The sequence below is a fragment of the Sediminibacterium ginsengisoli genome (assembly GCF_900167075.1).
Lineage (GTDB): Bacteria > Bacteroidota > Bacteroidia > Chitinophagales > Chitinophagaceae > Sediminibacterium > Sediminibacterium ginsengisoli.
Genome location: NZ_FUWH01000011.1, coordinates 58,603 through 78,861, shown reverse-complemented (window position 1 = coordinate 78,861; position 20,259 = coordinate 58,603). Strand labels below are relative to the sequence as shown.

The 20,259-nt window shown below is 47.9% G+C and carries 17 protein-coding genes; 7 read left to right on the top strand and 10 right to left on the bottom strand.

Annotation, left to right across the window (positions count from 1 at the left end; translation table 11 throughout):
• The first annotated feature begins 153 nt into the window (after positions 1 to 153).
• Together B5D42_RS15595 and B5D42_RS15590 are read left to right on the top strand one after the other, a co-directional pair.
• The gene (locus tag B5D42_RS15595; protein WP_078832460.1) at positions 154 to 2,613 is read left to right on the top strand and encodes a hypothetical protein; all 2,460 of its coding nucleotides are present in this window, start codon (positions 154 to 156) and stop codon (positions 2,611 to 2,613) included.
• Between the two features lie 103 nt (positions 2,614 to 2,716).
• Positions 2,717 to 5,161, top strand: a complete 2,445-nt coding sequence (locus B5D42_RS15590; RefSeq protein WP_139367197.1) for a hypothetical protein — start codon at positions 2,717 to 2,719, stop codon at positions 5,159 to 5,161.
• A 10-nt stretch (positions 5,162 to 5,171) separates the two neighbouring features.
• Here the strand turns inward: B5D42_RS15590 and B5D42_RS15585 are convergent, their stop codons facing one another.
• A complete protein-coding gene (locus B5D42_RS15585) occupies positions 5,172 to 6,800 on the bottom strand; it encodes an acyl-CoA carboxylase subunit beta (protein WP_078832458.1) in 1,629 nt (542 codons plus the stop codon).
• A 139-nt stretch (positions 6,801 to 6,939) separates the two neighbouring features.
• Between B5D42_RS15585 and B5D42_RS15580 the strand changes: the two genes are divergently transcribed.
• The 5 genes from B5D42_RS15580 (at position 6,940) to B5D42_RS15560 (ending at position 12,609) form a co-directional block, all read left to right on the top strand.
• Positions 6,940 to 9,690 (top strand): 4-alpha-glucanotransferase, encoded by a 2,751-nt coding sequence (locus B5D42_RS15580; RefSeq protein WP_245825730.1) that lies wholly within the window; start codon positions 6,940 to 6,942, stop codon positions 9,688 to 9,690.
• A gap of 52 nt (positions 9,691 to 9,742) precedes the next feature.
• The gene (locus B5D42_RS15575; protein ID WP_078832457.1) at positions 9,743 to 10,762 is read left to right on the top strand and encodes a dipeptide epimerase; all 1,020 of its coding nucleotides are present in this window, start codon (positions 9,743 to 9,745) and stop codon (positions 10,760 to 10,762) included.
• 154 nt (positions 10,763 to 10,916) lie between these two features.
• On the top strand, positions 10,917 to 11,459 hold the full coding sequence (locus B5D42_RS15570; protein WP_078832456.1) for a hypothetical protein: 543 nt from the start codon (positions 10,917 to 10,919) through the stop codon (positions 11,457 to 11,459).
• A 77-nt stretch (positions 11,460 to 11,536) separates the two neighbouring features.
• Positions 11,537 to 12,127 carry a TrmH family RNA methyltransferase gene (locus B5D42_RS15565; protein ID WP_078832455.1) on the top strand — a complete coding sequence of 197 codons (591 nt, stop codon included), beginning with the start codon at positions 11,537 to 11,539 and terminating at the stop codon, positions 12,125 to 12,127.
• Entirely contained in the window at positions 12,127 to 12,609 is a 483-nt protein-coding gene (locus B5D42_RS15560) for a TlpA disulfide reductase family protein (protein ID WP_176113038.1), read from the top strand. Before B5D42_RS15565 ends, B5D42_RS15560 begins: the two co-directional genes overlap by 1 nt.
• A gap of 7 nt (positions 12,610 to 12,616) precedes the next feature.
• Here B5D42_RS15560 and B5D42_RS15555 read toward each other — a convergent pair whose 3' ends face one another.
• The 9 genes from B5D42_RS15555 to miaB all read right to left on the bottom strand — a co-directional run bounded on the left by B5D42_RS15555 (position 12,617) and on the right by miaB (position 20,172).
• Positions 12,617 to 12,823 carry a hypothetical protein gene (locus B5D42_RS15555; RefSeq protein WP_078832453.1) on the bottom strand — a complete coding sequence of 69 codons (207 nt, stop codon included), beginning with the start codon at positions 12,821 to 12,823 and terminating at the stop codon, positions 12,617 to 12,619.
• A 100-nt stretch (positions 12,824 to 12,923) separates the two neighbouring features.
• Positions 12,924 to 13,532 carry a thioredoxin family protein gene (locus B5D42_RS15550; RefSeq protein WP_078832452.1) on the bottom strand — a complete coding sequence of 203 codons (609 nt, stop codon included), beginning with the start codon at positions 13,530 to 13,532 and terminating at the stop codon, positions 12,924 to 12,926.
• A 50-nt stretch (positions 13,533 to 13,582) separates the two neighbouring features.
• Positions 13,583 to 14,527 (bottom strand): YihY/virulence factor BrkB family protein, encoded by a 945-nt coding sequence (locus B5D42_RS15545; RefSeq protein ID WP_176113037.1) that lies wholly within the window; start codon positions 14,525 to 14,527, stop codon positions 13,583 to 13,585.
• Between the two features lie 2 nt (positions 14,528 to 14,529).
• Positions 14,530 to 15,570 (bottom strand): endolytic transglycosylase MltG, encoded by a 1,041-nt coding sequence (gene mltG / locus B5D42_RS15540; RefSeq protein ID WP_078832450.1) that lies wholly within the window; start codon positions 15,568 to 15,570, stop codon positions 14,530 to 14,532.
• A 129-nt stretch (positions 15,571 to 15,699) separates the two neighbouring features.
• Entirely contained in the window at positions 15,700 to 16,050 is a 351-nt protein-coding gene (secG, locus tag B5D42_RS15535; protein WP_078832449.1) for a preprotein translocase subunit SecG, read from the bottom strand.
• 1 nt (position 16,051) lies between these two features.
• On the bottom strand, positions 16,052 to 16,873 hold the full coding sequence (locus B5D42_RS15530; RefSeq protein ID WP_078832448.1) for a DUF8458 domain-containing protein: 822 nt from the start codon (positions 16,871 to 16,873) through the stop codon (positions 16,052 to 16,054).
• A 20-nt stretch (positions 16,874 to 16,893) separates the two neighbouring features.
• Entirely contained in the window at positions 16,894 to 17,415 is a 522-nt protein-coding gene (locus B5D42_RS15525; protein ID WP_078832511.1) for an LptE family protein, read from the bottom strand.
• Between the two features lie 5 nt (positions 17,416 to 17,420).
• Positions 17,421 to 18,698 carry a sigma-54 interaction domain-containing protein gene (locus tag B5D42_RS15520; RefSeq protein ID WP_078832447.1) on the bottom strand — a complete coding sequence of 426 codons (1,278 nt, stop codon included), beginning with the start codon at positions 18,696 to 18,698 and terminating at the stop codon, positions 17,421 to 17,423.
• Between the two features lie 43 nt (positions 18,699 to 18,741).
• The gene (gene miaB, locus B5D42_RS15515; RefSeq protein ID WP_078832446.1) at positions 18,742 to 20,172 is read right to left on the bottom strand and encodes a tRNA (N6-isopentenyl adenosine(37)-C2)-methylthiotransferase MiaB; all 1,431 of its coding nucleotides are present in this window, start codon (positions 20,170 to 20,172) and stop codon (positions 18,742 to 18,744) included.
• Positions 20,173 to 20,259 lie beyond the last annotated feature (87 nt).

Sequence of the window (20,259 nt, the reverse complement as noted above, 5' to 3'; positions counted from 1 at the left end):
GCAAAATACAACCCTCATGCTGCCGGCGCCAGTGATATGTGATAAAAGCATAAAAACATTTCCGGAAGGCTGATTTAACTGATAAGCCGTATTTTAGAAGCGCTTTGTTAAATAAAGGGCCCGATGTTTGATTCATGATCTTTTGAAATGGCTATGCGAAAACTGCTTATCATACTTTGCCTCCTGTTGCCTTTGCTCGGGCTGCAGGCACAGGATACTAATAATACCCGCTCTGCACGGTTTGAACAGAAGATGCGCTGGTACGGCGCTGCCGATAAAGGCTTGCTGTTCGTTCATTTCGATAAGAATGTATACACCAATAATGAACAGGCATGGTTTACCGGTTACCTGCTTCATCCGCCGGTACATGTAGATTCCAATTATATTATGGCCGTTGCACTCATCAGGAATGAAGACAGCGTCGTTGTTGCCGAAGAAAAATATTTAATGGCCGATGGATTATCGTTCGGTAATATGTTCCTGCCGGATTCGCTGCAGCCCGGTTTTTACAGTTTTGTAGCTTATACCAACCTGGTGGAAGCAGGCCAGCCCAGGGCCATGTTTGTGCAGCCGGTAACGATCAAGAGCGTGGTCACGCCTTCATTCCTCGCTTCGCTGAAACTGGCGCCGGAAACAAGTGCCGATTCTGCCACCGTATTACTGAAAGCAGATTCCAAAGATATCTTTAACCTGATCTCGAATGCGGAAGTGACCTACAGCGTTGGGACCGGTAAACAGAAAATCAGTGGTAAAACCAGAACGGATCCGTATGGCGCGGCTTCGATCACGGTTCCTGTGAAGCATCTTACATCCTCCGCCAGCCTGCTGAAAGTGCAGGTAAATCATAAGAACGAAAAAAAGCAATTGCAGATCAGGCTGCCGTTGCCCGATAATAAATTACGTGTGGGGATCTATCCCGAAAGCGGTCACCTGGTAGCCGGTCTGAGTAACCGCGTTGCATGGGAAGTGAAAACAGCGGAAGGAACACCGCTCAGTACACTGGCATTACTGTACAGGAACGCGGTGGCGGTTGATACGGTACAAACCAATGGCGAAGGACTGGGAACTTTTTCTCTTTTTGCAGAAGCAGGCAACAGCTATTCGATCCGTGTGCTCAGGAAAGACCAGCCGGACACCTTATACCCATTACCCAATCCTGTAACCGGGGTACCTTTACTGCATATCGCGGATGCTGTTGCCGGTGATACCCTGCGTATTTCAATCTCTGCAAAGCAACCAGGTACATGGCATTGTATGATCCATAATTATTCAGAACTGTATGCCGGTTTTGACGTAACGCTCGATAATGCCTCGGCACGTGGATTCAGAATGCCGCTGACCGATATCCCGCGCGGGCTGCTTACCGTAACATTACTCGATGCATCCGGAAAACCCGTATCGGAACGGATGGCTTTTGCGCATTATGATCAGAAAGACAAAATATCGATTGTTACCGATAGTGCAGCCTACCACACACGACAAAAAGTAACAGTGAAGCTGAAGCTGAACGCAGCAGATACCGGAAGATCCGGCGGAATGCTGTCAGTTGCCTGCGTGCAGGACAACAGGCTGGATGTGAGAAATACCACAGATATTGAAAGCTATAGCTATCTCAATCACCAGCTGGCCGATCTGCCATTCCGTAAAGACCCGATAGGGCCGGGAGAGGATAATAAGGATTACCTCAACAATATTCTGCTTGTAAAGGGCTGGAGAAGGTACAACTGGCAGGGCCTTGAAAAAGTTAGTGCGGCAGACACGCTCCTGGCAAATATCGCAAGCCTCCAACTGAAAGGAAATGTAACCAGGTTTGAAAAAGAAGCGGGAAAGCCCTTATCCCTTTCCTTTATCACAGATTCAGCCATGCAGCTGATCATTACCGCGGCAGACGGCAGTTTCCATATCCGCAAAGAAGATCTTGTGATCACGCCGGGTAAAAAACTGATGTTCTTTGTGAACGAGAAAAATAAAAACAATTATGCCATACAGGTAACAGATCCCTATGCCCGAATCAACAGGAATCTCCTCGCGTGGTTGCCGGATGAACAGAATGATCAGCGTTATCTTTTAGCATCGCATACTGATTCCATGACACTCAAAGCCGGTGAGAAAGCTGCAACACTTGCCACAGTTACGGTCTCGGCCAATAAAAACGACGGATCGCTTTACGCTACATCAGCGCTACAGGGACGTAATGCCTGCGGCGATTATGTGTGTTCTTATGGTATTCTCAATTGTATGAATCATTCCTATGGAACCTTGCCTGTAGAAGGAAAAACGTACCGGACTCCTAATGGTATGGGGATGAACAATACTACCGTTTATAAAGGTTGTATCGAAACCAAGGAAGAAAACAAATTCATGTTGTTTGTAAAAGGCGTTTATACTGCCAAAGAATTTTATGTGGCTGATTATACAAAGATCGATCCGTCGGAACAGATGTTCCTGTCTACCTTATACTGGAATTATGCCACGGTTGTGAACAGTGCCGGCGAAACGGAACTTTCTTTTTATACGAGTGATATTACAGGCCGTTTCCGGATAGTGGCACAGGGTATTACTTCAAACGGCGTAACGCATGCCGAGGCTTCGTTTACTGTAAAGCAGAGGTAAGGATCGCGGTGTCTTTTAAGTCAGGAACGATTTGTGATGATAATAACGTACCTTGGAATCAGCTGCCAATATCCGTTTCAATGTTACTTACTAACTTTCAGACATGGCCATGCGAAAACTGCTTATAACTTTCTGCTTCCTGTTGATCTTAACCAGACTATGGGCACAAAACAATAGTGCCCGGTCATCCTTGCTCGAACAGAAAATGCGCTGGTATGGTGCTGCTGCCGATAAAGGCCTGCTGTTCGTTCATTTCGATAAGAACATATACACCAACAGCGAGCAGGCCTGGTTTACCGGTTATCTCCTTCATCCGCCTGTACACGTAGATTCCAACCATACCATGGCCGTTGCCCTTATCAGGAATGAAGACAGTGCTGTGGTTGCCGAAGAAAAATATTTAATGACGGATGGATTTTCATTCGGCAATATGTTCCTTCCTGACTCGCTGCCGCCCGGTTTTTACAGCTTCGTCGCTTACACCAACCTGGTGGAGGACGGTAAGCCGCGGGCCATGTTTGTGCAGCCGGTTACCATCAAAACCATGGTATCACCTTCATTCCTTGCTTCGCTGAAACTGGCACCGAAGAAGAGCGCCGATTCTGTAACGGTATTACTGAAAGCGGATTCAAAAGATATCTTCAACCTGATCGCCAATGCCGTAGTGACTTACAGCATCGGATCCGGCAGGCAGAAAATAAACGGTAAGACCAAAACGGATGCTTATGGTTCGGCATCGATCACTGTGCCTGTGAAACATCTTACAGCTGCATCAAACCTGCTGAAAGTACAGGTAAACTATAAGAATGAGAAAAAACAATTACAGATCCGGCTGCCGCTGACAGATAATGCCCGCATCGGCATTTACCCTGAAAGTGGGCACCTGGTAGCGGGCTTCAGCAACCAGGTAGGCTGGGAGGTAAAAACACCGGAAGGAACCCCGTTGAATACACAGGCATTGTTATACAGGAATGGCATTGTTATTGATACGCTCCGGACCAATGTGGAAGGAATAGGCAGATTCTCGCTTTTCGCAGAAACCGGAAACGATTATACGATCCGGCTGCCTGGAAAAGATACATCGTATGCTTTGCCGAAACCGGTAGCCGGCATACCATTGCTGCATGTAGCAGATGCTGTTGCAGAAGATACGTTACGCATTACTGTTTCATCAAAACAATCCGGCAAATGGTATTGTATGATCCATGATTATACAGAATTGTATGCGGGCTTCGATGTAGAGCTGGATAATGCACCGGCGCGCGGTTTTAAGATTCCGCTGGCAGATGTTCCGCGCGGCTTGCTTACGGTTACGTTGCTGGATGCGGCCGGTGCGCCTGTTTCAGAAAGAATGGTATTCGCGCATTATGATCAGAAAGACAAAGTCTCAGTTACTACGGATAGTGCTGTTTATCATACCCGTCAGAAAGTGACGGTGAAACTGAAACTGAATCCTTCGGGCACCGATACATCGGGCGGAACGCTTTCCGTTGCCTGTGTACAGGAAAGCAGGCTCGACACACGCAACAATACAGATATTGAGAGTTATACCTATCTCGCTCACCAGCTTGCAGATCTGCCGCTCAGGAAAGATCCGATGGGAGCTGGGCAGGAGAATAAAGATTTCCTCAACAAAATATTACTTGTTAAAGGCTGGAGAAAGTATAACTGGGCGGGCCTGCAGAAGGCAACGGCTGCAGATACAGTTCACACAGGTATTGCCAGCCTGAAACTGAAAGGAACTGTTACGAAATTTGAAGACCGGCCATCAAAGCCTGTATTTATATTATTGGCAGCCGACACTTACATGAAGGAACTCAGGGCCGCAGCCGATGGCAGTTTTGAAATTCGCCAGCAGGATGTGGTGATCACCCCGGACAGAAAAGTAGTTTTTGTTGTGCGTGAGAAAAATAAAGTGGGTTATAATCTCAAAGTCGAAGATCCTTATGCTGCAATGAACCGCCGGTTCTTTTCCTGGTTGCCTGATGAAGAGGCAGGTCTGCGTTATTTTACTTCGCCCAACAGCGATTCAATGGCGCTCAAAGCCGGTGATAAACCTCCTACACTTGCTACTGTTACGGTTTCTGCAAACTTAAGTGATGGCAACCCTTACACTGTAGCAGCCCGTAATAATTGCGGAGACTATGTTTGTCCTTATGGTGTGCTCAATTGTATGAATCATACCTGGGGTACTCCGCCCAAAGCCGGGAAAAGATATCCCAAGCAAATGGGTACGCAGGGTGTAACTTATGTGATGTATAGCGGTTGTATCGAAGACCTCCCTGAGAATAAATTCGCACTTTTCGTAAAAGGTATTTACACAGGGAAAGAATTTTATGTTCCGGATTATACAAAGATCAGCAAGTCGGAACCTATGTTCTTATCAACCTTATTCTGGGATTATGCCACGGTTGTAAACAGCTCCGGGGAAACGGAACTCTCATTTTATACAAGTGATATCACAGGCCGTTTCCGCATCGTTGCCCAGGGAGTTACCACCAACGGCGTAACGCATGCGGAAACCTCGTTTACGGTGGTTTCGAAGTAATCAGCGGCCATTAAACCTGGAATACACCCGTCTTCAGTTCGGGAAGTGCTGTATTATGATTGGCTGCAGCGATACCTTCGGAGATCACCTGTCTTGTTTCAAGCGGGTCGATGATATCATCCACCCATAACCTTGCAGCGGCATAATAAGGCGAAGTTTGTTTCTCATAACGGCCCTTGATCTCATCCAGCAATGCTTTTTCTTCGGCTTCGGTAACAGGTTTACCCTGGCTTTTCATGCCGGCAACCTGGATCTGCAGCAGTGTTTTCGCAGCCTGTTCGCCACCCATCACCGCAATCTTTGCAGAAGGCCATGCGTAGATGAAGCGTGGATCATAGGCTTTGCCGCACATGGCATAATTGCCCGCACCATAACTGTTGCCCACAATAATGGTGAATTTAGGTACAACCGAATTCGCTACGGCATTCACCAGCTTGGCGCCGTCTTTGATGATGCCGCTGTGTTCGCTGCGGCTGCCTACCATAAAACCGGTTACATCCTGCAGGAAAACCAGCGGTATTTTTTTCTGGTTGCAGTTCAGGATGAAGCGCGCGGCTTTGTCGGCACTGTCGTTATAGATCACTCCGCCCAGCTGCATTTCTCCCTTACGGTTTTTGCAGATCAGGCGCTGGTTGGCTACGATGCCTACAGCCCAGCCGTCGATGCGGGCATAACCGCAGAGGATCGTTTTACCATAATCCTGTTTAAACTGCTCGAACTCACTGTTGTCAACGATACGCTCGATCAGCTCCAGCATATCGTAGGGCTTGAGGTTGCCTTCCGGGATGATGCCATAAAGTTCTTTGGCATCTTTTGCGGGAAGGACGGGTGTTGAACGGTCGAATCCGGCTCTGGGCTGTGCGCCCGTTTTTGCCATGATCTTTCTGATCTGGTCCAGGCATTCTTCTTCCGTTTTGAATTTATAATCTGCAATGCCGCTGATCTCGGTATGTGTTACAGCGCCACCCAGGGTTTCATTATCTATGTTTTCTCCGATAGCGGCTTTCACCAGGTAAGAGCCGGCGAGAAAGATACTGCCGTTGCCTTCCACCATCAGGGTTTCATCGCTCATGATCGGCAGGTAAGCACCGCCCGCCACGCAGGCACCCATTACCGCAGCGATCTGGGTGATGCCCATGGCACTCATGCGTGCATTGTTGCGGAAGATCCTGCCGAAGTGTTCTTTATCGGGAAAGATCTCATCCTGCATGGGCAGGTAAACACCGGCACTGTCTACCAGGTAGATCACCGGCAGGTTATTCTCCATGGCGATCTCCTGCATCCTTAAGTTTTTCTTACCCGTTATCGGGAACCAGGCGCCGGCTTTTACCGTCTGGTCGTTCGCTACGATCACACATTGCCTGCCGCTTACATAACCAACGCCCGCTATAGTGCCGCCGGCAGGACAACCACCTTCAGCCTCATACATGTTCATACCCGCAAAACGGCCGATCTCCGTAAAAGGCATATCCGCATCACAGAGATAGCTGATCCTTTCCCGGGCAGTGAGCTTATTGCGTTCTTTTTGTTTAGCCACCGATTTTGCTCCGCCGCCTTCCGCGATCTTGTCCGCATGGCGGTTCATTTCGTCTACTGCTTCTTTCATCCATGCCGCTGAACTTTGTACTTGCTGATTCATATACGAACGATTGTTAGTTTTCAAAGATAAGGTACTTGGGTGAAGTTCGGCAAGTTTTTCAAACAGAAGAGATGGCAGGAATATTCCCCTGTTCCGGTTAACTTTACCGAAACCATCTATATTAAACAGCCAGGTAGTAGTGAAAAAAAAAGAAGCCGTTAAAAAGGAACAGGGGAAAAAAAGCCGGGTAAGGAAAAAGATCATTTTCCAGCTGCGTTTCAGTACCGTATTCGGAGAGGAGTTGTTTGTAACAGGCAATCATCCGCAGCTGGGCAATAATAACATTGCAAAGGCATTGCCCCTGGAATATGTGAACAATGAATTCTGGCGTGCTACGCTTTTACTGGACGAGTTGGTGCAACCTCACGAAGAGATCGTATATAATTATGTATTAAAAAATACAGCCGGGCTCACCAGCTTCGACTGGGGCACAGACCGGCGCTTCAGTGCGGCTGCACTTACAGCCCGTGAAACAGTTTTCATGGATGCCTGGAATCATGCCGGCTTCACGGAGAACGTGTTTTACAGTGCGGCATTTACCGATGTGCTGTTTTCACAGAGACATACTGTTACAGCCCCGAAAGATCCGCGCCGCACCACACACCGGTTTCATGTAAAAGCACCGCTGACAGGAGAGAATGAAACCCTCTGCCTGCTGGGCAGTACACCCGAACTCGGTGCATGGGATACAGCGCAATGTGTGCCCATGCATATCAATCCCCGGTCGAGTGTGTATGAAGCAGCACTGGATCTGTCGGAAGCGGAATTTCCTGTTGCGTATAAATACGGAGTTTGTACGATAGATACCCATCATTTTATCCGTTTTGAAGATGGCGATAACAGACTGCTGTCCGATGCCGCAGCGAAGGGAAGACAGGTGATCGTAAATGATTGTTTTGCCCGTTTCCCGGCAACAGGCTGGCGCGGCGCGGGCGTTTCCCTTCCTGTATTCAGTCTTAGAAGCGAACAGGGATTCGGTATCGGGGAATTTACCGACCTCAAACTGCTTGCAGACTGGGCTGCAACAGCAGGACTCAATCTCATCCAGATCCTTCCTGTCAATGACACCACAGCATTTTCCGACAGGCGCGATTCTTATCCTTATGCAGCCATTTCGGCGTTTGCATTGCATCCTGCTTATATGAACCTTGCAAAGCTTGCCGGACCGAAACATAAGGCATTGCTGGGAGCTGCAGAACCTGAACGAAAAGAACTGAACGGATATGCAGCTGTGGATTATGAGAAAGTGATAGCGCTCAAGATCAGGCTTATGAGGCAGATCTATGAAGCAGACGGCCAGGCATTCATCAAACAAAAAGCATACAGGGCATTCACCGCAGAACACGCGCACTGGTTATATCCTTACGCTGCATTCTGTTATCTGCGTGATCTGTATGGAACACCGGATCATACCAGCTGGCCCGAATATGCAGCTTATGATGAAAAAGCGGTTGAGGCATTGTTAAAGACACATGAAAAAGAACTCGGATTTTATTGTTTTGTTCAATATCATCTTCACCTGCAGCTCAGCGATACGGTTGCTCATGTGCGCTCGAAGCAGGTTGTATTGAAGGGAGATATTGCTATCGGCGTTTATCGTTATGGTGCAGATACCTGGCAGTACCCGGCGCTTTTCAATATGGATATGCAGGCCGGTGCGCCGCCCGATGATTTTGCCGTGAAAGGGCAGAACTGGGGATTCCCGACCTACAACTGGGCTGCCATGCGTAACGATGGATTTGCCTGGTGGAAAAAACGTTTCGGGCAGATGCGGCATTATTTCGACGCATTCCGCATCGATCACATCCTTGGCTTTTTCCGTATCTGGAGCATCCCGATGCATGCAGTAGAAGGAATCATGGGCCATTTTGTTCCTGCCATACCTGTACATATCAACGAGCTGAACAAAGCCAATATCGGGTTCAGCTATCATCGTTATACCCGGCCGTTTATTACTGACGATATTATCACAGCTATTTTCAAGGCTGACGAAGCTTTTGTGAAAGAAACTTTCCTGCACCGGGATGAAGACGGAACCTGGCAGCTGAAACCTGCATTCGCTACGCAACGTCAGGTAGAAGAATGGTTTGCCAAAAAGGAAAACCAGGCACTGAATACAGAGATCAGGAACGGGTTATATAACCTGATCAGTAATGTGATCTTCCTGGATGCCGGCGATGGCAGCCTGCATTTCCGTTTTGCCATGGAAGCCACCAGTTCTTTCAGTCATCTCGAAATGCGCACCCAGCTTTTCCTCCGCGAATTGTATATCGATTATTTTTTCCGCCGCCAGGAAGATAGCTGGCGAAGAGAAGCACTGCAAAAGCTGCCCGAACTCAAACGCGGAACCCGGATGCTGGTCTGCGGCGAAGATCTCGGCCTTGTTCCTGCATGTGTGCCGGATGTAATGCGGGAGACGGGCCTGCTGAGCCTCGAGATCCAGCGTATGCCCAAAGATCCGGGCAGAAGGTTCTTTCATCCCGATGATGCACCTTATCTCAGCGTGGTAACACCTTCCACTCACGATATGAGTACGATCCGTGGCTGGTGGGAAGAAGAACTGGGCCGCGAACGGCAGCTGTTCTATGAGCTGGAGCTGGGGCAGTGGGGTGATGCGCCGGCTACGTGTAATACAGCCATCAGCAAAGCGATCATCCTGCAGCATTTGTATTCGCCTGCCATGTGGAGTATATTCCAGTTACAGGATCTGATGGGTATGAATGAAGAACTCCGTAATCCTGATGTGGCTGCAGAAAGGATCAATATTCCTGCAGATCCGCAGCATTACTGGCGTTACCGCATGCATCTCACACTGGAAACATTACTCCGTTCCGATCTGTTCTGCAAGGAACTGCGGCAATGTATAGAAGCCGGCGGACGTTTGCATTAAGCATTAATTTTCATATGGAGTTTGCCTTACCTTTGGCGCAATTCAACGAGCTATGAAACTGAGTTACTGGCAACAGCAATTACCTTTCGAATACCCGTTCACCATTTCCAACGGAAGAACAAAAACACACCAGCCTTCTCTTGTAGTTACTCTCAGCCTGGGCAATTTCACCGGTATCGGCGAAGCGCCGGCGATCGCTTATTATAACGTAACCGTTGAAAGCATGATGGCCGACCTGGAGAGTAAAAAAGCCATGGTGGAAAAATTCGCACTCACGGAACCGGAACGATACTGGCATTACCTGCATCATCTTTTCCCGGATAACCCTTTCCTGGTATGCGCACTCGATATCGCATGCTGGGATCTTTTCGGACAGATGAAGGGCCAGCCGCTTTTTGAATTATGGGGCACCCGCTGGGAAAATACTGCCATCACCGATTATACGATCGGTATCGATTCCATAGAAAAAATGGTGGCGAAAATGAAAGCGAAACCATGGCCGGTATACAAGATCAAACTCGGAACCGATGAAGACATCGCCATCATGAAAGCATTGCGTGAAAATACGGATGCCCTGTTCCGCGTGGATGCCAATGCCGGCTGGACAACCGAAGAAGCACTCGAAAAAATACCACAGCTTGCAGAGCTGGGCGTAGAGTTTGTTGAACAGCCGCTTGCCAAAGACAATTGGGAAGGCATGAAGCAGCTTTACGAAAAATCACCCTTGCCTTTGTTCGCAGACGAAAGCTGTGTGTTTGAAAAGGATGTTGTAAAATGCCAGGGATACTTTCACGGTATCAATATCAAACTCACCAAATGCAGCGGCATTACACCGGCGCTGCGTATGATAAAAGAAGCAAAACAACTGGGTATGCAGGTAATGGTGGGCAGCATGAATGAATGTACGATAGGCTCGGCTGCAATAGCACATTTGCTGCCGCAACTGGACCATGCGGATCTCGACGGACCATTACTGCTATCGCAGGATACCGCAACAGGCCTCTCATTCGATTTTGGTAAAGTTGCTGTTTCTGGTCGCCCGGGACTGGGCATTTTGCCGGTAAAACAATAATATTTCAGATATACATAATTAGCAGGGACTGGGCAACCAGTCCCTGTTCTGCGTCTGAGAATCGGTGAAATAAAATGCACATTCACGTTTTTATAACAGTTGCCGGCATTTATGGCATTGTGTTTGGCTTATGGAGGGTATAAAACATTGAACCATGAAAAAGTTAATTCTACCCGTAGTATTGCTCGCATCTGTTCTTCTTTCTTACAACGACAGTAAAGCCCAGGTGCGATTGAATGTGAACGTGAATATCGGAAGGCCTGCGTGGGGAGTGCCCGGAGATTATGTGGGCGATTACTATTACATGCCTGAGATCGATACTTACTATTATATTCCCGAACGCCAGTTTATCTATCTCGACGGCGGCCGCTGGATCTTCGCTTCTTCATTACCCGTTGCCTACAGGAACTACGACCTGTACAGGGGCTATAAAGTAGTGGTCAATGAACCAAGGCCTTATCTCCGCGGTAATATTTACCGTGAACGTTACAACAAATATTATGTAGCCTACAGACGCCCGGTTGTGATAGACAACAGGAACCGTTACGATAATCGTTTTGACGACCGCAGGTTCCATGATAACAGACGTGATGATCGCCATGACCGCTGGGACAGGGATGATCGCCGCGATAACGACCGCGGAAGAAACGATCACAGGAATAACGGTAACGGTCGTGGTCCGGGCAGAGGACACTAACAGGATAAAGACAAACCCGGTGCAGATACAAGACGTTTCCCGTAAGGGAACGTCTTTTTTCTTTTATTTTTGCGTAGATGACAGAAGAAAGAAAAGCCAAACTGCAGCAGGTGCTCCATCTGCGCCAGCCGGGTATAGGCGTGGTAATGGAAAATGTACAGGATCCGCACAATATCTCAGCGGTAATGCGTACCTGTGATGCTGTGGGTATCCAGGATATTTATATTCTCAACACCCAGATCCCGCGGCATGCCAAGTTCGGTTTCAAAAGCAGCAGCAGTGCCATGAAATGGCTCACTGTTCACCAGTTTACAGATACTGCGGAATGTATTGCAGCATTACGCAGTCAGTACAACCGGATCCTTACTACGCATTTGTCGGGCGACGCAGTTGATCTGTACAGCATCGATTTCACACAGAAAGTAGCGCTGGTTTTCGGCAATGAACACACAGGCGTAAGTGAAGAGATCCGTTCCATGGCCGATGGTAATTTTATCATCCCTCAAATGGGTATTATCCAGAGCCTTAATATTTCTGTAGCGTGTGCCGTAAGTATTTATGAAGCCATGCGGCAGAAGAGAGCGGCAGGACATTATGATCAGCCTGCATTACCCGCAGAACGTATGAGCGCACTGATGGAAGAGTGGAGCCAGAAAAAAACAATATGATGAAAAAGATCGCAGGAATACTAGTATTGGCGTTATTGTTCAGCATCACGCTGCAGGCGCAGGAGATCCGGAAAATGAAGATTGCCGATGTGGTGAAGATGGCCGATACAAGCAGCGTGCCGCTGGTGATCAATTTCTGGGCTACCTGGTGCGGCCCCTGCGTGCGTGAAATACCCTGGTTCGAAAAAACGGTTGCTGAATTCAAAGACCAGAAAGTACGCCTGGTATTGGTAAGTCTCGATTTTGCAGATGATTACCCGAAAGGCATAGCCGCATTCGCAAAAAAGAATGGGTATAAATCAGATATTGTCTGGCTGGATGAAACCAATGCAGACCTGTTTTGTCCGCAGATAGACAAATCATGGGACGGCGCCATTCCCGTTACGCTGATGGTGAATAACGGGAAAAGATACCGTCAGTTCTTTGGTCAGCAATTGCCGGAGCAAAGGCTGCTGCTGGAACTTAAAAAGCTGGTGGAGTAAAATAAGATTATTGTTCTTCCGCAGTTTCTTCCATATTGTTCACCCTGCGAAGTTTTTGCAGAAGGTAAAGGACATAGGCAAATGCAGCCATGCTGCCGAGCGCCATGATCACACCGGTAACACTGCCATATTTCAACCCGGAAGCGATTTCCCTGGTAATGAAAAACAGCACAAGAACAATGGCTATTGCTTTAACTACAGGTAAGATTTTCATATGGTTCGTTTTGGTTCTTTAAAAAAGACGCAAACAGGATCAGTTTCCATAAAAAAAGCACTAAAAATTAGTGCTTTTTTTATAAATGGATGTTATTTGTTTAGCGGACCCGCTTAATGGTACAACCTACAGACCTGCTTTCCCTGATGGAAACACTTTTTCCTTCGGTCATTTCGCGGATCGCTTCTTTGGCATGCGTTCTTTTTACATTGCTGGCTTCAGACGGATTATCGTCGATAGCTCCTTTGTATTGTAGCACGCCATTGGCATCAAAAATGAACAGTTCCGGCGTTCTTGTGGCCCCGTATGCATTAGCCAGTCTGGAACCCTCATCTACTGCATAATAAAAATCATAGCCCTGCTCTTTGGCATAAGCCTGCATGGCTGCATAAGAATCCTGGTCGGCACGTGAGCCTTCATTGGAATTAACGAGGATAACGCCGATGTCGTTCTGTTTTGCAAAATCAGCGACTTCCTTTGTTCTTTGCTGGTTTTTGATCACGTAAGGACAGGTATTGCAGGAGAACATGACCAAGACCCCATTTTTTTTACCAGCTTCCTTTACGGAAACTTCACGGCCGGAAATATCTTTCATACGCAGATCTGCCAGCGGAAGATTAGAACCAAGTGCCAGCGATGCAATCTGTGCCTGGGATGTAGCGGCAAAGAAAAGAACTGCCGCCGTGAGTAAAGCATACATCTTTTTCATAATGTAATTTTTTAGGTTGGGCAATATATTTTCAGCAAAAATTATTCCTTTTACCCGGGATCAGTTATTTCGGTCAGTTTTTTGGCCTCAGCCTGACGGGTAAGATACGTAATACTCACATTTAATTCAAACCCGATGAGGAGGATTAACGAATTAATATAGATCAGCAGCATGATGATAAGTACTGTTCCGATAGAACCGTAGACCTTATTATAAGCTGCAAAGTTGTTCACCCAATATGAGAATAGTATGGCTGTTACCAGCATGAGTACCGTGGCGAGTAGTGAGCCCGGCGATACCAGCGACCAGCGTTTTTTAATAGAAGGCGCATATTTGTAAATAAAGGAAATGCTGAAAAATACGAGGCATACGATGATACTCCAGCGTACACCATTCCACCACGGAACATACGTTCGGCGCGGAATATTGAAAAGGCCGCGCAACTGCTGCTGGCCTAACAACAGCACGATTGAAGCAATTACCACGATCAGTAATATGAACGTGAGCCTGATGGCCCGGAGGCGGCGGTGAAAAAAATAACCTTTATTGTCTTTGATCGATTTATCAAACGTCCGGATCACACCCATCATAGCATTGGATGCATAAAATACCAGCAATACAAAACCTAATGAGAATACGCCCACGTGCTTTTCGAAAAGCGCATCCACCATAGAAAGGATGAATAAAGAGGTTTCTGAAGTAGGAGAGATGTCGTTGAACAAACGCAGCAGCTGCCGCTGGAATCTTTCCGATGCCGGCATATAAGGTACAATTGAAAACAGGAACAGTAACGCAGCCGGCAGCGCCATGATCAGGTTAAATGAGATGGCCGCGGCACGCTCGTTAAGACCAACCTTTTTCACCTGTTGCTGGAAAAAAATGAACACATCATACAATGGAATAGAGGCAGATCCCGGGAATGTCCATTTTTTGCTTTTCCGGATCAGGAAAGCAGCAGGCGGGCTGGTAATGATGATGCGTTCCAGTTTGGTCAAAGCTACTTTGCGTTTTGTTGTTGTTTGCGGGCCATATATGCGTCGAGGGCTTTCTGGTACTCTTTTGCAAAGCGGTCGTGCTCACCGTAGCTGCTGCTGAAATGATGGTAGCCGCTGAAATCGCTTTTTGCCACAAAGAACAGGTAATCCGTTTCCGGCGCATCCAGTATGATATCGATCGTTTTAGGTAACGGCGTGCAGATGGGGCCGGGCGGCAAGCCTTTTACACGGTACGTATTGTAAGGAGAAGGATTCACCAGGTATTTCTCATAAATACGCGTAATAGTGAAGTCATTCATGGCAAATTTGATCGTAGGACAAGCCTGCAGCGGCATCGACTTTTTCAGCCTGTTCATATACACGCTCGCGATCTTGTATTTATCGCTCTCATAATTGGTTTCTTCATCTACTATGGAAGCCAGGATATATACCTGTTTCGGATCGAGCCCCCTGGCTTTGGCTTTCTCCAGTCGGTTATTATTTTCCCAGAAGTACTGTTGTGCTTCATAAAGGCGATTGAAGATCTTGCGCGGGCTGCTTTTCCAGAAGAAGTTATAAGTGTTTTGTATGATGGCGGTGAAAACCGTAGACGTGTCCACGCCATATTGCGAGAGCGAGTCGTTGGACTGCATGAACTGCATCACAGAAGCAGAATCGGTACCCAGGTTATGCGAGATCAGCCTGGCCAGGTCTTCCTTTCGCCTGATCTTGTTGATCACGAGTTTTAACTGGGCCTGGCGATTGTTCTTGAGTATACGGCCGATGGTGAGCAGGTTATCGCCTTTTTTTACTTCGTATTTACCGGGCCTGATCCTGTCCCATACACCCAGCGGACCTGAGATCAGGGAAAATACAGTGGTGTTATTGATGATCTTTTCTTCTTTCAGAGTAGCTAGCACGCTGGCTTTATCTGTTTGTCCCTCGCTGATCACGAAAAACCTGCTTTTTTCGCTGAAACCTGTACCTGATACCAATACCTGCCAGGCAACAATGCCGCCTGCGAGTACGATCAGTAAAAGGATTAATGTAAAGATTCTTTTCATGGTACGCCTGTTACCGGCTGTTTAAGACGGCAGCATACCAGTGGTCAAAAAGTATGCCCCGTGCTGTTAAATTAACTAAAAAGCCCCGTCTGGATAACAGGCAGGGCTTATAAAAATATGTTGTCTGTATTATTTTTTAACAGTATCGGCAGCATTTGCTGTAGTGGCAGGTGCCGGAGTGGCAGCCGGTGCAGCAGGAGTGCTTACAGCTGTGGGGATCTGCTGGATCCTTGAATTGTCTACTGCAGTACTACCGCTTTTCAGGAACAGGGTAGAGAACAGGGCCAGCAGGGCGATGATGCCTGCGAAAAGCCAGGTGCCTTTTTCCAGAACGTCGGTTGTTTGTTTAACGCCCATCAGCTGGTTGCTTAAACCGCCTACATTGCCGGAGAGGCCGCCACCTTTTGGATTTTGAACCAGTACCACAAAGCCGAGCCCTACAGATGCTATCACAATCAGAATCAGAAACAGAATGATCATTTTATATACCTTTTAAATGTTGAATCTTTGCCGCAAAATAAGCGGATTTTTCAGGATTTAAGAAACTTAATTTAATATAGAGCTGGATCGCTTTTTCAGTTTGCCCCTGTTTCTCGAGTACTTCGGCCATGGATTCGGTCACTACCTCACGGGATTCGTTAGAATTTTCGGCTATCTGGGCCGCTGCACGCTCATTTTCAATGCCTGCACTGCTGGCCTGGGCCGCCGCTACGGCATCCGGATGCTTCATGTCTTTCAGCCAGTCCGTGAACTTACGCAGCTGGGTGGTGAGCCTGTCCTGCGGAATGGCATTCAGGTCCAGTTTGATGCCCAGCGAAGCGAAATAATCGATCGTATGGAGCTTCTTTTTATCGGCATCTATTTCCAGTGCTGCATCTTCCGTTACCGGTTTTTTGAAATCGGCCAGCTGGTCAGACAGGAGGCTGGAGAGTTTACTGTCTGCCGGAATGCTGGTGTCGGCATTTTCGGGGGCATCGGTATCATCTCCCGCTTCAAAATCATAATCGCTTTCGCCGGTATCCACCGGAGTGTCAAATGAAGCCGGGGTAATTTCCTGTTCCGGTTCTTCCGTTGCCGTTTCTGCAACAGCTTTATTGAGTTTATAGGATAACCAGAGCGGGTTATTGAAGTACAGGGATGCCTGGGATACGGCTACAGGTGCTTCCGGGCGCTGCCTTGCCTGCAGAACAGCTGCCAGCAGGAACCGCGCCGGTGCGAAATACGGGTACTCGCGCACGATGTTCCTGAGCTCTTTCTCATTACCGGCAAGTGCCTGCAATCCTGTTTCCTCCATTACATTCATTCGGCTAAAATAAGGTTTGCTTACCAGTTGGAGAATATATGGTTGAAGATTTCGTCAGATACGTTCCGGATGATCTCGTCCAGCAGCTTTGCTTCCGCATCCTGGAACTGCAGTCTTCCGTCGTAATCGAAGTTCCTTGTTACATCGAACTCATCGGTAATGTTCTTCAGGGTCTTGCGTAATACGATATGTACGGTAACGGTTAAACGGTTGGTGGTAGACTGCTGGCCGCTTACACCTACGGTCTGCGTACCATCATAATTGGTGATCTGCCCGCTGATCACATAGTGCGCGTCATCGTTGTTGGTGAGCGAGAGTTTGGTCCGGCTTGTAATGATCTGCGTGAGTTTGGTGGTCAGCTGCGGACTCACCTGCGGGTTTACATAACGTGCCCGGTTTTCGATAAAGCCGACTTTAATGGTCTTCACATCCGGAGGAATGCTGGCGTCATTGAATTTATATATACTGCATCCCGACAGGGCTGCCACAAAAAAGAAGAGGCAGATGGCCTGCAGGAAGCGCGGGGTTCGTATCGTTTTCATAGCGGTCATTCTTCGATATCGTATTCTTTCAGTTTCCGGTACAGGGTTCTTTCACTGATACCGAGGTCGAGCGAAGCATCTCTTCTTTTTCCTTTGTGTTTTTTGAGTGCTTTGATGATCAGTTCTTTTTCCTTATCAACAATATTCAGCGACTCTTCCACTTCTTCATGATGATGGATATCATCGTCGTGAATTATCACTGCCTGCGATGAGCTGTTGCCGGAGGGCAGGTAAGTGGCATGTGCCGGAGCTGTGTTCTGCTGTGGCAGGAATGTAGGTGCGTCGTTCGCATTACCGCCGAAATCCTGCATCAGGGAATCACGGGTATAATTGGCAGCAGAGCCGGCCAGGGAAGGGTTCTGTAATATTTCAAGGAACATCTTCTTGAGTTCCGTTACATCTTTCTTCATATCGAAGAACAGTTTGTAAAGGATTTCCCGCTCATTTGCAAACTCGCCGCTTTGCGGTGCACCGGCCAGTACAGGCATCCTGCTGGCAGTTGTATGGTCGGGCAGGAACCTGGAAAGTTCTGCACCGGAGACCTGCACATTCGGACTGAGCACAGAGATCTGCTCGGCAATATTCTTCAATTCCCGCACATTACCTTTCCAGGAATGGTTAATTAACAGGTTTTTCGCATCATCATCGAGCTGTACCGGTGTGGTTTTGTAACGTTCGGCAAAATCCACCACGAACTTCCTGAACAGGAGCGGTATGTCTTCCTTACGGTCGCGCAGGGAAGGCACGCGGATCGGTACGGTACTCAGGCGGTAATAGAGATCTTCGCGGAAGCGGCCTTTCTGTGTAAACTCGAGCAGCTCACGGTTGGTAGCGGCGATCACACGAACATCCGTTTTCTGCACTTTGGACGAACCTACACGGATAAATTCGCCCGTTTCCAGTACCCTTAACAAACGAGCCTGTGTACCGAGCGGCATTTCACCAATTTCGTCCAGGAAAATAGTTCCGCCGTTCACGGTCTCGAAATAACCTTTACGGCTGTCGACTGCCCCGGTGAACGCACCTTTCTCATGCCCGAACAGCTCTGAATCGATCGTGCCTTCCGGTATAGCACCGCAGTTTACGGCAATGAAAGGATTATGTTTGCGCGCGGAAAGCGCATGTATGATCTGCGAAAAGACTTCCTTACCCACACCACTTTCACCCACGATCAGTACGGTAAGGTCTGTTGCTGCAACCTGCACGGCTGTATTCAGCGCATGATTCAGCGCCGGCGAATTGCCGATGATGCCGAAACGGTTTTTGATGTTTTGAAGATCCATCCGTGTTCTTTAATGTTTAACGATAACGCAATGCCTGTCTTGATCAGAGTACCGACTGAACAGTTCCGAAAAGGGTCCCTGCTGTGCAACTGTCAATATATACTGTTACATAACCGCCTTTACCAACTTTATATTGTTCTTTCGGGAAAATGACCACTTTGTTATGATCTGTCCTTCCGTACCAGTGCTGGTCGCTTTTCTTCGAATTTCCTTCGATCAGCACTTTGAAAGTTTTGTTCACATCGCGCTGCATGCTTTCCAGTGAATGGATCCGGTGCAGTGCGATGATCTCCTGGAGCCGCCTTTTCTTTACTTCTTCAGGTACGTCATCTGTATACCTGCGTTCTGCCAGCGTTCCGGGGCGCTCGCTGTAGAAATACATATATGCAAGGTCATATTTGCAATATTCCATCAGGGTATAAGTATCCTGGTGATCCTCTTCCGTTTCAGTACAGAAACCTGCTATGATATCGGTACTGATACTGCAGTCCGGCAGTATTTCGCGGATCCTGTTCACTTTGGCAATATACCATTCACGGGTATAGGTCCTGTTCATCAGCTGGAGGATCCTTGTGCTGCCGCTTTGTACCGGCAGGTGAATATAGTTGCAGATATTTTCATATCGTGCGATGGTATGTAAGACTTCATCTGTAATGTCTTTGGGATGAGATGTGCTGAAACGGACACGCAGCAGGGGAGAGATCTGCGCTACTTTTTCCAGCAGGTTCGCAAATGTGACGATGGTATCCTGCTTTTCATCCACCCAATAATAACTGTCTACGTTCTGACCAAGCAGCGTCACTTCACGGTAGCCCTGTGCAAAAAGAGCTTCAGCTTCGGCCACCACGGAATATGCGTCTCGACTCCGTTCGCGGCCGCGGGTAAATGGTACCACGCAAAAACTGCACATATTGTTACAGCCACGCATAATGGAAACGAAGGCACATACACCGTTGTCATCCATGCGCACCGGAGAAATATCGGCATAGGTTTCCTCGCGGCTCAGTAAAACGTTCACTGCTTTCTGGCCTGTATCTGCCTGGCTGATCAGGGAAGGAAGGCTCCTGTAAGCGTCGGGCCCAACCACCATATCTACCAGCTTTTCTTCTTCCAGCAATTTGGATTTCAGCCTTTCGGCCATACAGCCCAGCATACCGATCAGCATACCCGGGCGACTCCTTTTCAGCGTTTTGAATTCTGTAAGGCGCTTCCGTACCGTCTGCTCCGCTTTTTCACGTATGGAGCAGGTATTCAGCAAAACCAGGTCGGCTTCTTCCACGTTGCGGGTAGCGCCGAATCCCTCACTGTTCAGTATGGAAGCCACTACTTCACTGTCGGCAAAATTCATGGCGCAGCCATAACTCTCTATATAAAACTTCCGCTGGTACTGGTTCGGATCGTTTGTGAACGGGCTGAACGCTTCTCCCTGCCGGCTTTCATCATGTTCCTTTTCCGCTATTGCCAACATTTCCATCGCTGTAGAATAAATGTTAAGACACAAAGTTATGCAAAAACATGTGGAAAGTGTCAGTTTGTCAGCATCATTTAAGCTGAATTACAA

Coding starts and splice junctions, on each gene's coding strand:
- B5D42_RS15595 (WP_078832460.1), top strand. CDS start 154: ATGCGAAAACTGCTTATCATACTTTGCCTCCTGTTGCCTTTGCTCGGG.
- B5D42_RS15590 (WP_139367197.1), top strand. CDS start 2,717: ATGGCCATGCGAAAACTGCTTATAACTTTCTGCTTCCTGTTGATCTTA.
- B5D42_RS15585 (WP_078832458.1), bottom strand. CDS start 6,800: ATGAATCAGCAAGTACAAAGTTCAGCGGCATGGATGAAAGAAGCAGTA.
- B5D42_RS15575 (WP_078832457.1), top strand. CDS start 9,743: ATGAAACTGAGTTACTGGCAACAGCAATTACCTTTCGAATACCCGTTC.
- B5D42_RS15570 (WP_078832456.1), top strand. CDS start 10,917: ATGAAAAAGTTAATTCTACCCGTAGTATTGCTCGCATCTGTTCTTCTT.
- B5D42_RS15565 (WP_078832455.1), top strand. CDS start 11,537: ATGACAGAAGAAAGAAAAGCCAAACTGCAGCAGGTGCTCCATCTGCGC.
- B5D42_RS15560 (WP_176113038.1), top strand. CDS start 12,127: ATGAAAAAGATCGCAGGAATACTAGTATTGGCGTTATTGTTCAGCATC.
- B5D42_RS15555 (WP_078832453.1), bottom strand. CDS start 12,823: ATGAAAATCTTACCTGTAGTTAAAGCAATAGCCATTGTTCTTGTGCTG.
- B5D42_RS15550 (WP_078832452.1), bottom strand. CDS start 13,532: ATGAAAAAGATGTATGCTTTACTCACGGCGGCAGTTCTTTTCTTTGCC.
- mltG (WP_078832450.1), bottom strand. CDS start 15,570: ATGAAAAGAATCTTTACATTAATCCTTTTACTGATCGTACTCGCAGGC.
- secG (WP_078832449.1), bottom strand. CDS start 16,050: ATGATCATTCTGTTTCTGATTCTGATTGTGATAGCATCTGTAGGGCTC.
- B5D42_RS15530 (WP_078832448.1), bottom strand. CDS start 16,873: ATGAATGTAATGGAGGAAACAGGATTGCAGGCACTTGCCGGTAATGAG.
- B5D42_RS15525 (WP_078832511.1), bottom strand. CDS start 17,415: ATGAAAACGATACGAACCCCGCGCTTCCTGCAGGCCATCTGCCTCTTC.
- B5D42_RS15520 (WP_078832447.1), bottom strand. CDS start 18,698: ATGGATCTTCAAAACATCAAAAACCGTTTCGGCATCATCGGCAATTCG.
- miaB (WP_078832446.1), bottom strand. CDS start 20,172: ATGGAAATGTTGGCAATAGCGGAAAAGGAACATGATGAAAGCCGGCAG.